Annotated in this window: 11 protein-coding genes; 4 read left to right on the top strand and 7 right to left on the bottom strand. The window is 54.0% G+C overall.

Translation table 11 applies throughout. The annotated features are described in order from the left end of the window. The first annotated feature begins 108 nt into the window (after window positions 1-108). The 3 genes from glpA to glpC are packed head-to-tail and all read left to right on the top strand — an operon-like array spanning window position 109 to window position 4,163. Window positions 109-1,731 carry an anaerobic glycerol-3-phosphate dehydrogenase subunit A gene (gene glpA / locus IP582_RS17565; protein WP_193793958.1) on the top strand — a complete coding sequence of 541 codons (1,623 nt, stop codon included), beginning with the start codon at window positions 109-111 and terminating at the stop codon, window positions 1,729-1,731. Next, on the top strand, window positions 1,721-2,971 hold the full coding sequence (glpB, locus tag IP582_RS17570) for a glycerol-3-phosphate dehydrogenase subunit GlpB (RefSeq protein ID WP_193793959.1): 1,251 nt from the start codon (window positions 1,721-1,723) through the stop codon (window positions 2,969-2,971). The genes glpA and glpB overlap by 11 nt, the downstream gene beginning before the upstream one ends. A gap of 1 nt (window position 2,972) precedes the next feature. After that, complete coding sequence (glpC, locus tag IP582_RS17575) at window positions 2,973-4,163, top strand: anaerobic glycerol-3-phosphate dehydrogenase subunit GlpC (RefSeq protein ID WP_193793960.1); 1,191 nt, start codon at window positions 2,973-2,975, stop codon at window positions 4,161-4,163. A gap of 38 nt (window positions 4,164-4,201) precedes the next feature. On the opposite strand, the gene yfaU is transcribed toward glpC, so the two are convergent. From yfaU to IP582_RS17605, 6 genes are all read right to left on the bottom strand, one after another. Continuing rightward, window positions 4,202-5,008 (bottom strand): 2-keto-3-deoxy-L-rhamnonate aldolase, encoded by an 807-nt coding sequence (gene yfaU / locus IP582_RS17580; protein ID WP_039079978.1) that lies wholly within the window; start codon window positions 5,006-5,008, stop codon window positions 4,202-4,204. A gap of 21 nt (window positions 5,009-5,029) precedes the next feature. Beyond that, window positions 5,030-6,319: an MFS transporter gene (locus tag IP582_RS17585; RefSeq protein WP_193793961.1), complete on the bottom strand. Its 1,290-nt coding sequence runs from the start codon at window positions 6,317-6,319 to the stop codon at window positions 5,030-5,032. 54 nt (window positions 6,320-6,373) lie between these two features. Continuing rightward, entirely contained in the window at window positions 6,374-7,579 is a 1,206-nt protein-coding gene (gene rhmD / locus IP582_RS17590) for an L-rhamnonate dehydratase (protein WP_193793962.1), read from the bottom strand. A gap of 13 nt (window positions 7,580-7,592) precedes the next feature. Beyond that, window positions 7,593-8,375 carry an IclR family transcriptional regulator gene (locus IP582_RS17595; protein WP_039079912.1) on the bottom strand — a complete coding sequence of 261 codons (783 nt, stop codon included), beginning with the start codon at window positions 8,373-8,375 and terminating at the stop codon, window positions 7,593-7,595. 206 nt (window positions 8,376-8,581) lie between these two features. Continuing rightward, window positions 8,582-9,781 carry a nicotinamide mononucleotide deamidase-related protein YfaY gene (locus tag IP582_RS17600; protein ID WP_193793963.1) on the bottom strand — a complete coding sequence of 400 codons (1,200 nt, stop codon included), beginning with the start codon at window positions 9,779-9,781 and terminating at the stop codon, window positions 8,582-8,584. A gap of 93 nt (window positions 9,782-9,874) precedes the next feature. Beyond that, window positions 9,875-10,417: a YfaZ family outer membrane protein gene (locus IP582_RS17605; RefSeq protein WP_039079910.1), complete on the bottom strand. Its 543-nt coding sequence runs from the start codon at window positions 10,415-10,417 to the stop codon at window positions 9,875-9,877. 233 nt (window positions 10,418-10,650) lie between these two features. Here IP582_RS17605 and nudI point away from each other — a divergent pair, with 233 nt between their 5' ends. Continuing rightward, a complete protein-coding gene (gene nudI, locus IP582_RS17610; protein WP_193793964.1) occupies window positions 10,651-11,076 on the top strand; it encodes a nucleoside triphosphatase NudI in 426 nt (141 codons plus the stop codon). 50 nt (window positions 11,077-11,126) lie between these two features. On the opposite strand, the gene IP582_RS17615 is transcribed toward nudI, so the two are convergent. Continuing rightward, complete coding sequence (locus IP582_RS17615) at window positions 11,127-11,552, bottom strand: Rpn family recombination-promoting nuclease/putative transposase (RefSeq protein WP_370551774.1); 426 nt, start codon at window positions 11,550-11,552, stop codon at window positions 11,127-11,129. Window positions 11,553-11,565 lie beyond the last annotated feature (13 nt).

An 11,565-nucleotide genomic window follows, 5' to 3' on the forward strand; every position in this document is an offset into this window, starting at 1 on the left:
ACCACTCTGGTTATTTTCGTTTTTTGCTCGAATATGCGCGATATCAAACAATTCATAGCAACAGTGTGGCTAAATGTTTCTATGGAATCCCGCTCGGAAGACGAAAATATGGGTAACTCAAACGATTACGATGTCATCATCATCGGCGGTGGCGCGACCGGAGCAGGCATCGCCCGCGACTGTGCATTGCGCGGACTGCGCGTGGTACTGCTTGAACGCCATGACATTGCCACAGGTGCCACCGGCCGCAATCACGGTTTATTGCACAGCGGTGCGCGTTACGCAGTGACCGATAACGAATCCGCCCGGGAATGTATTGCAGAAAACCAAATCCTCAAGCGTATCGCTCGCCACTGTATTGAGCCTACAGACGGTTTATTTATCACCCTGCCGGAAGACGATCTGGCTTATCAGCCTGTCTTTATTGACGCCTGCCAGCGCGCAGGGATTAACGCGCAGGCCATTACGTCAGAAGAAGCGCGGCGCACGGAGCCCAGCGTAAATCCGGCACTGACTGGCGCCGTCCGCGTACCCGATGGCACGGTGGATCCTTTTCGCCTGACCGCCAGTAATATGCTGGATGCGCGTGAACATGGCGCCACTATCCTGACAGGTCACGAAGTCTGCGGATTAATACGCCAGGGCGACAGGGTCACCGGCGTACAACTGATGAACCCGCAAACCCATGAAATTTATCCTCTGCATGCTCCTGTCGTGGTCAATGCCGCCGGGATCTGGGGACAGCGCATCGCGGAGTATGCGGATTTACGGATTCGCATGTTCCCGGCCAAAGGAGCCCTGCTGATACTCGACCACCGTATCAATCAGCATGTGATAAACCGTTGTCGTAAACCGGCCGATGCCGACATCCTCGTACCCGGCGATACCATTTCCCTGATTGGCACCACCTCGACGCATATTGACTATAAGGATATTGACAACATTCGGGTGACGCCTGAAGAAGTCGATATTCTGCTGCGTGAAGGGGAAAAGCTGGCGCCAGTAATGGCGCAAACCCGTATCCTGCGCGCCTATGCAGGCGTACGTCCTTTGGTTGCCAGCGATGATGACCCGACAGGACGTAACGTAAGCCGTGGTATTGTGCTGCTCGATCACGCTCAACGTGACGGGATGGAAGGCTTTATCACCATTACCGGCGGCAAGCTGATGACCTACCGTCTGATGGCGGAGTGGGCCACAGATGCCGTCTGCCGCAAGCTCGGTCTTAACACCCCTTGTACCACAGCGACAACGCCGTTGCCCGGCTCACAGCAACCTACCGAACAGGCGCTAAAAAAAATTATCTCACTGCCGGTGCCGCTACGCGGTTCGGCTATTTATCGCCATGGCGATCGCACGCCAGCCTCGCTGGGCAGCGATCGCCACAGTCGTAGCCTGGTGTGCGAATGCGAAGCCGTCACCGCCGGGGAAGTCCAGTATGCCGTTGAAAACTTGAATGTTAACTCTCTGCTGGATCTGCGCCGCCGTACCCGCGTGGGCATGGGCACATGTCAGGGTGAACTGTGCGCCTGTCGCGCAGCCGGCTTACTGCACAGCATGCGGGTGACCAGCGAAACAGAATCTATTAACCAGCTTTGCGCATTTTTGAATGAGCGCTGGAAGGGCATCAAACCTGTCGCCTGGGGGGATGCGCTACGCGAAAGTGAATTTACACGTTGGGTCTATCAAGGACTGTGCGGGCTTGAAAAGGAGCCAACTGATGAAATTTGATACGGTTATTATCGGCGGCGGCCTCGCCGGGTTACTCTGCGGCATTCGGCTGAGCGAAAACGGTCAACACTGTGCCATTGTCAGCCGCGGTCAGAGTGCACTCAATTTCTCTTCCGGCTCGCTGGACTTACTCTCCCGTCTGCCGGATGGGCAACCGGTCACCGACCTCATCGCCGGGGTAGACGCGTTACAGCGTATGCAAAGCGAACATCCTTATGCCTTACTGGGCGCTGAAAGGGTACGCCACTATGCAAAAATGACCCAGACCATGCTGGCAGACTGCGGCCTGGCGCTAAAAGGTGAGGCCGATACGCCGCATATCCGCGTCACCCCACTGGGTACCTTCCGTCAGGCCTGGTTAAGCCCCAATGAAATTCCTCTCCAGCCGACAAAAGATATTGCCATTGGGGTCGTCGGTATTTGTGGGTTTCTCGATTTTCAGCCGCAACTCGCTGCCGCGTCACTGAAAAAACGTGGCATAAATGCCACCGCAGAAGAGATAACGCTGCCGGTGCTGGACCGCGTGCGGGATAACCCGAGTGAATTTCGCGCCGTCAATATCGCCCGTGTACTGGATGTTGCACAGAATTTTGACGAGCTGTACCGCGCCTTGCTGCCGTTAAGCCGTCAGTACGACGAGCTTTACTTCCCGGCCTGTTTCGGCCTGCAGGATAGCGCCGTCTTTACACGACTTAACCAGCAACTCTCCTGTCCGCTACGGTTGCTGCCTACCCTGCCCCCATCGGTTCCCGGCACCCGTATGCAATCACGCCTGCAACAGCGTTTTATCCAAAGCGGTGGGACATGGATGCCCGGTGATGAGGTGATCCGTGCCGATGTGGAAAGTGGGCGCGTGACACAACTGTGGACGCGCAAGCACGAGGATATTGCGCTACGTCCACGCCATGTGGTGCTCGCCAGCGGCAGTTTTTTCAGTAACGGTTTGATTGCCGAACGCGATCGCGTACGGGAAACCATTTTTGACCTCGACGTGTTACAAAGCCCCGGACGGGAAAGCTGGTATCGCGACAACGTCTTTGATACCCAGCCATGGCAGCAGTTTGGCGTGATCACTGACGAAACGCTACGCGCTAAGCGCCAGGGCACGACGCTGGATAATCTGTATGTGGTGGGCTCCGTTTTGGGTGGCTTTGATGCGGTTGCTCAGGGGTGTGGGGGTGGCGTTTGCGCGGTTACCGCGCTGTATGCCGCAGAACAAATTTGCGCCGGGGGGAGGTAAAATGACCACAACTCAGTTTGAAAGCTGTATCAAATGCACCGTGTGCACCACGGTTTGCCCGGTCAGTGCGGTGAATCCTGCTTACCCTGGCCCGAAACAGGCGGGGCCGGATGGGGAGCGCTTACGTCTAAAAGACCCGGCGTTGTTTGACGAGGCGCTGAAATACTGCACCAACTGTAAACGCTGTGAAACCGCCTGTCCGTCTGGCGTAAAGATTGGCGATATTATTCAGCGTGCGCGTTCGCAATATGCCGTCAATCCACCTTCACTGCGTAATGCCATTCTGAGCCATACGGATTTGATGGGGTCGTTATCCACCCCATTCGCGCCGCTGGTCAATACCGCCACGTCGCTCAAACCCGTTCGCCAGTTGCTCGATAAGGCGCTGAAAATCGATCATCACCGGACGCTGCCAAAATATTCCCATGGCACTTTCCGCCGCTGGTACCGCTCCGTGGCTGACAAGCAAAAGGCATTTGATCAGCAGGTGGCGTTTTTCCATGGCTGCTATGTGAATTACAACCATCCGCAACTGGGCAAAGATCTCTTGCAAGTGCTGAACGCGATGGGAATCGGTGTGCAGATCCTGCGTCAGGAAAAATGTTGCGGGGTGCCGCTGATTGCCAATGGCTATTTTGCGAAAGCGAAAAAGCAGGCGGAATTTAATATTCGGGCGTTGCAGCAGAGCATCACAGGAGACGGTATTCCGGTGATTGCCACCTCATCAACCTGTACCTTCACTTTGCGAGATGAATATCCGCATCTGCTGGACGTCGATAACCACCATTTACGTCCGCACATCGACCTGGCTACGCGTTGGATCTGGCGCAAGCTGGAAGAAGGCAATACGCTCAAGCTCAAAGAGTTACCGTTGAAAGTGGTTTATCACACACCGTGCCATATGGAGAAAATGGGCTGGACGCACTACACCCTGGATCTGCTGCGACGTATTCCCGGACTGGAACTTACCGTACTGGATTCACGTTGTTGCGGGATAGCGGGAACCTACGGCTTTAAGCGTGAAAATTACGCCACAGCGCAGGCGATTGGCGAACCGCTGTTCCGCCAGATTGAGGAGAGCGGTGCGGATTTGGTGATCACAGATTGTGAAACCTGTAAGTGGCAGGTGGAGATGTCCACAAGCCTTCGCTGCGAACATCCTATTACACTACTGGCGCAGGCGTTGCGCTAAAAGGTTCGCCCGCCGTAACCCTCCCGGCGGGCGAATAATTAATAACTGCCCTTCGTTGCCGATGCCGAAGGTCTGGCCCCTTTAAATATCGCCAGCCGTTCATCTAACGCATTCGTATACAACATGGTGTCCACACCGACCGCCACGAAGTTAGCCCCCCACTCCAGCACTTTTTTTGCCATGAGCGGATCGACTGCCAGAAAACCCGCCGCTTTCCCGGCATCACGTATCTGCTTAATGGCCTGCTCAATGGCGCGTTGCACGTCCGGATGACCACTGTTGTCAGGATAGCCCAACGATGCGGAGAGGTCGGCAGGACCGATAAAGACCCCATCAATACCATCAACATGCAAAATGGCATCAAGGTTATCCAGCGCCGCTTTGCTTTCAACCTGAATCAACAAGCACAACTCTTCATTCGCGCGGGCCATATAATTTTCGACCCGGCCCCAGCGGGCGGCGCGCGCGACACTCGCCCCCACGCCGCGAACACCCTGTGGCGGGTAACGCGTGGCCGCCACCACATCCTGCGCCTGCTCTGCGCTCTCCACCATGGGAATTAACAATGTACGGGCACCAATATCGAGCACCTGTTTGATAAGAACACGGCTCCCCTCAACGGGCCGAATGACGGCCTGGCTGGTGTAAGGCGCAATGGCCTGCAACTGGTGGTAGAGATCCTGAATAGTATTTGGCGCATGTTCGCCATCAATCAATAACCAGTCATACCCGGAGGTCGCTGCAATCTCAGCCATATACGATGTCGTGGAACTTAACCACAGGCCAATCTGCGTTTCGCCTTTTAGCAGACCCGCTTTAAACGGGTTGGATAAAATCGGATCCATTGTCATTTCACTTCCTTTTTGTTATGAATGAACGCTGTTCGAGTGAGAGACAGCCTGTCTTACATTCAGTGTTAAAATGATCAGCGCACCGGCAATCGCCACGCCAGCAAGGGTGAGAAGCCCGGCAGCGCCGCTGGCAAACAGGGTTTCGGCTTTGACACGAATGATCGGGGCCAGAAATCCGCCGACCGCGCCAAACAAATTCACAAAGCCAATACCTGCCGCCAGCGCTGTTCCGGACAGAAGCTGCGTTGGCATGGTCCAGAAAACAGGTTGTACAGCAATAAATCCCACCGCCGCGACGCATAAAGCGACAATGGCCAGCACGGGAGAGACCAGGCCCGATACGCCAATACCAATGCCCGCCGCTAACAGCGTCAGCGCAGCAATGTTGCGTCTTTCACCAGTCTTATCGGAATAACGAGGAATAAGCCAGGTACCAAACAGGGCGGCAATCCAGGGGATAGCGGTGACGACAGAGGCGGTGAACCCCACTTTTGTCCCCAGCAATGCGGCCACTTGTGTCGGCAGAAAAAAAATCAATCCATATACCGCGACCTGGATAGTCAGATAAATGATAGCCAGTTGCCATACCCGTCCATTACGCAGCGCATCGGTCAGACGTGACGTCACTTTACTCTCCTCTTCGCTGGCAAGCTGGGCCTCAAGAACGCCCTTCTCTTGCGGCGTGAGAAACCGTGCCTGCGATGGCGTATCGTCCAGCCAGAAGAAGGTAAAGATACCCGCGGAAACAGCCAGCAGGCCTTCAATCAAGAACATCCAGAACCACCCCGGATGCCCCATAAAACCATGCATCTCAAGTAAAGCGCCGGACAGCGGTGAACCCAGAGTCAAAGCTAATGGCGCCCCCATGTAAAAAAGCCCCATAATGCTGGCGCGATTGCGCTGAGGGAACCATTGAGAGGTCAGGTAAATCATGCCAGGGAAGAAGCCGGCTTCCGCCGCCCCAAGAAGCGTGCGGACAAGCAGAAATTTGGCTTCGGTATCAGCCCAGGCCATTGCCGCGGAGAGAAACCCCCATAACAGGGTCGTCCCTCCAATCCAGTAGCGTGCGCCAAACTTACGCATCAACAGATTAGCCGGCACGCCGAGGAAGGCGTACACCACAAAAAAGATCCCCGCTCCCAACGCATAGGCTTCGTTGCTAAGGCCGGTGTCTATCTGATACGTCTCTTTTGCAAAGCCAATATTAGAACGATCAAGAAATGCCAGGACGTATAACATCAACATAAAGGGGATTAAACGAGCGCGGTTTTTCTTTACCACGCTATCCAATAAGCTGGTATTCATCGAAATGACCTCATGTAGGGCTGCGCCGCGTCATGGCGGCGCGACGCGGAGGAATTAATGGTTATACGGGCGCTTTAAATTACAGTTGCGATTAAGCTCAACACCGAAGCCCGGTTTATCCAGCACACGCTTATGAATGCGACCATTTACTGGCACCGGTTCATCCACCAGGATGGGATCAAATTGCGGACGCAGCGTAGAGCAGTCGGGGCTGGTCATTAAAAACTCGCTAAACGGCGTATTAGTGAAGGTAATAACCGCGTGATGGGAATAAACCGAAGAACCATGTGGCACGACAAGCTGCCCGCGTGCTTTTGCGATCGCGGCGATTTCCACCAGCGTCGTTAAGCCGCCGCACCAGCCGACATCGGGCTGCATGATATCAATCCCGGTTTCCGATAACGTACGAAATGATTGCAGCGTACCGTGATGCTCACCGCTGGTGACCATCATGCCGGCAGGAGCATTACGTTTAAGTTCGAGATAGCCCTCATATTGCTGCGGTGGCAGACACTCCTCGATCCATTTCAGATTATACGGGGCACAGGCATGGGCCAATTTGGTTGCATAATTAACATCCTGGCTCATCCAGCAATCCAGCATCAGCCAGAAATCTTCACCGCATTTCTCGCGATACTCAGCAACCATTGCCGCATCTTTGCGAATACCCGCATCACCATCATGCGGGCCCCAGTGTGTCGGCATTTTGCCGCCAATAAACCCCATCTCTTTAGCCAGGTCTGGGCGCGCGCCGGTCGCATAAAACTGGATTTCGTCACGCACTGCCCCACCGAGCAATTTATAAACGGGTAACCCGACAACCTTGCCAAACAGATCCCACAAGGCCAGATCGACACAGGAAATCGTATTCATAACCAGCCCGCCAGACCCTGCGTAATACAAGGTTGAGTTAAGCATTTGATCATGAATAAGCTTGATATCGCTGACGCATTTACCCTCGATAAAGCGGTTTAAATGCTTTTCAACGATAAAGCAGCCCATCTCGCCTGCCGTGGAAACAGCAAAGCCCGTCTGGCCATTTTCGGCTTCCACTTCAACAATTAAGGTTCCCAGCACGTTAATACCGAAAGACTGCCGGGATTGTTCATAGGCCTTGTATTTGCTCATGGGGGTGGCGATATGGTCATCTATCCAGTGATGAGCGCCCTGATCGTGATAATCACCGCCGCCTGCCCCTTTCTCTGCGGTAGCGCCGCCAATGAACCAGGCTCGGACATGTTTAATTTTCGGTAAGGTCATGATGTTCTCCTTTTTATGATGCTTGCTTGTCGAAAGGGCTTTTCCACCCTAAAAGCCGGGAAATATCTTTTGCGCAAGTAATCGCCTTACCTGCGAGGTAATCCCGGTTTTCCTCATTAATTTGCAGTCGGGTTCCCACGACCGAAATGGCTGCCGTTAGCGCATTGCGGGCATCAAAGACGGGGGCAGCGACACATCGGACATCGGGGTAATCTTCGCCATTGTCATAGCTCCACCCCCTGGAACGAATCAGCACCAGCTCATCGTGTAATTGTTGGGCATTGGCGATAGTCGACGACGTCGCTTTTTCCCAGTGCAAATGACGGATGATTTCATCGCGCGTCGCGGGCGGTTGCCAGGCAAGCAGACACTTCCCTATGCCGGAGCGATAAAGGGAAAGACTTTTGCCCTCGTGCGAGCGCACGCTGATAGTGGAGGAGGATTCTATTTTGAGAATGTAATAGGCATTTGCGTCATCAATAATGCCGAGATGGCAGAGCAGACCGGTCTCATCCATAAGTTCAGTCAGCCGGGGACGGGCAATCTCGCGCAGATCCATTCTTCCCAAAGCATGCCCGGCAAGTTCAACGAGCTTTGTCCATAAGCAGTAGTTGTCATTGCTATCAATACGCAATAACCGCGCTTTCTTTAATTCCGCTAAAATTAAATAGGCGGTGCTTTTGGGAATGCCTGTCTCTTCGATGATTACCGCAGCGCTGCAAGGCCCAATACGTGCGATGAGATTAAGGATTTCAATTGCCCGGCTGAGTGCCGGTACTTTGCTTGATTCCAACATATTGGACTCCAGTCCTGAATATTGGAATCAGTGTTACGGCTTAGGGGAACCGATTTTGTGAGAGCGATCATAAAGCTATGGCGATCCAGCATGCTGGACGTTTCATGAATAGAAAATGTGAAGTATTACGCAGATTTTTTCAGGTGGAGTACAACAGGCTGGACTGAAAGAGCGCCGGAAGGATAATTTCTTCCGGCGTAAAAGGATTACTCAACAAATAAGGATTCGACGACATTGATCCAGCCATGGTCGCTGGCAACGTCCTGGCCATTGAGCCAACGACGCAGAATATTCAGCGCCATCATGGCACAGACTTCCTGACGTACCGTCAGGCTGTGTCGGTTTGTATTAAACTTGACGCGTAAGGCATGCGTACCTTCCGGCGTCGCCAGCGCGAAGTTCAGATGCTCATCTTCGAGTCCCGTGACGGTCAGCGCCAGCCCGGCCAGATGGCGATCGCGCAGCCCCGCAGCCCAACGTGCAGTCTGCACTAACGCTTCATCCTGCGAAGGGATAACTTCGCTGACCAGCAGCGGCGCACCCGCACGCGAAAGTTGCAACGCCACCAGGCCGCCGGTGAACTGTTCACTCAGCGTCAGGCTAAGTTGACGTTCACGCAACCGCCCGGCAAGCAGCGCCGGCAAACCGACGGTGCCTTCGAAAATGAGGCTCTCACCGGCCACCCGCTTCACTTCCGGCCATAACGCTTCCATCGCCTCGCGATGCTCAGCAGGACCGGTAAGTTTCAGTTCAATAATGGGCATTGAGGAGCGATAGCCCATCACTACACCTTCAGGTAACGTCAAATGCGACAGGTTTTGCGCCAGATCGCTTTCAGAACGGCCAAAGGTTGTCAGGCGCAGGCAAACAGGCGGTTCAGGCAGCGTAAAGCGTGCGCGAATGCGCGGCAGAATTTCACGTTCCACCATCACTTTAAACTCCGAAGGCACTCCTGGCGTAAAGAACATCAGGCAGCGATTAAGCTGCACGGCAAAACCACAGGCGGTACCGACCGGGTTGTCGACCAGCTCCGCACTGGCAGGAATTTCCGCCTGCTTGCGGTTGCTGGGCGCCATGACGCGTCCGCGCTCGGAAAAGAAGCGCTCCATCTGCGTCAACCACTCTTCATGTAATACCAGCGCTTCGCCCTTCGCCGTTGCCGCCGCCAGCGCACTGAGGTCATCGCTGGTTGGGCCCAGGCCACCATTAACAATAAGAATATCCGCCTGTTGGCTGCGCTCACGCAGAATGGCCACCAGGTCGTCGAGGTTATCGCCCACGGTATTACGTCGGGTAAGCGGTAGCCCCTGATTAAAGAAAAAATCTGCCAGCCAGGCGGCATTGGTGTCCACGATTTGCCCGTGCAAGACTTCATCGCCGGTTGACAGCATCTCTACGTTTAACATTATTTTCTCCAGCAATAGAGGTTGAAACACTATACCGCATGAAGGGAAGAAAAGAGGTAAGAAACTGGCGCGGACGGACGCCGCGCCGAAGGATCAGAAGCTGGCGTTGACGCCGACATACGGGCCATCCGCCACCGCATTATCGCGGTTGCCTTCTTTACCGGTCAGCTCGACATAACGGTAACCGGCTTCGATACTGAGCGGACGAATAATGGTCAGACGCGCACCGGCATTCGCTTCACGGTAGTCGTTAACCCCGCTGGAGAGGGAGTCCGGGGAGTAATAATATTCGCCAAAGAGACGGAAGCTATCGCTAACCTGCCATGCCAGGCCACCACCAACGGCCAGCGCATACCCTTCGCTCCCGGCATTCGGGTTAAGGTAAACGCCTTTACCGCCAACCGTCCCCATAAACGGCCCCAGCGGAATGTTGTAACCCAGGCCCAGACCAGCGATATCGCCATCATCATCGTTATGCGCCCAGTTGCCGCTCAACGCCAGGCCACTGGTTTCCGTTCCCATACCCACGCCGAGGTTGGTATAGTGCTCACCCACCTGGCCGCTCAAGCTCACAGCATTTGCCCCGGCAGACGCCAGCAGAAGGCTGGCAAAACCCAAATATATACTCTTTTTCATTTCTCTTATCCGCGCAACAATAGTCCAATGTTCCAAAGCGGCTGATTGTACGATCATTTTTTTTAAGAATACTGAACTAAAAATGATTTTTTACATCAATCCACGATTTTTACGCGCCCGTTTTCATTAAATGCGCTTGCACAGAACAATTTGCTCTTTTTTGGCAGCTTACTGCATCCCCGCAAGGTTGGTGGTATAAACCCTATACCCGTCATAAGGATAAGGACTAAATCATGCGTCAAAGGACAATTGTATGCCCGCTGATTCAAAATGAAGGTGATTATTTGCTATGCAAAATGGCGGACGATCGCGGTGTTTTTCCCGGCCAATGGGCACTCAGTGGCGGGGGAGTCGAACCTGGTGAGCGTATTGAAGACGCGTTGCGCCGCGAAATTCGCGAAGAGCTTGGTGAGAAACTGGTGTTGCAGCAGGTAACGCCATGGACTTTTAGCGACGATGTGCGCATAAAAACCTACGCCGATGGCAGTAAAGAAGAGATCTATATGATCTACCTGATTTTTGACTGCATCAGCGCGAACCGTGAAGTGGAGATCAATGAGGAATTTCAGGATTACGCCTGGGTTAGCCCGGCGGATCTGACAAAATACGATCTGAATGTCGCCACCCGCCGCACGCTGAGCCTGAAAGGGCTACTTTGAGAAAAGAGCGGCGCAGTCTTAATGTTTGAGCTGCGCCAGTTCAGCTTCACTCAGACCAGTGAAACGCTGTACGACAGCTTTGTCCATCCCACTGAGTACATTTCACAGGCGATGCGAAGCGCCTCGGCTTTTTGTCCTTCGTGACGTCCTTCATGGCGCACCTGACGAAAACCCTTACGCCTGCCGAGTTCTTCCAGTTGTTCAGCAATAGTCATCAACGTCTCCTTATGTTGTGGCGAACGGTGCGCCAGTCGGCGAAGAAAAGCGCCTGGCGCTGGCGTGTTGCCTCTGCTCAGTAGATAGTGCATTGCAGCACGCAACTGCTGTCGGGTAGCGTATCCCAGCGACAAAGTCGTGACCAGTTTGTCCGGCAAGAGGGTCATGTCCCGCAGACGAATGTGCTTTTGTAATAATTCGAGTAAGGCAACACGTCGGTGCGTCATGATCTGCTCATCAGGCACAACGGTAATATCCACCAATGGAAATGAG

The organism is Citrobacter sp. BDA59-3 (genome assembly GCF_015167655.1).
GTDB classification, from domain to species: domain Bacteria; phylum Pseudomonadota; class Gammaproteobacteria; order Enterobacterales; family Enterobacteriaceae; genus Phytobacter; species Phytobacter diazotrophicus.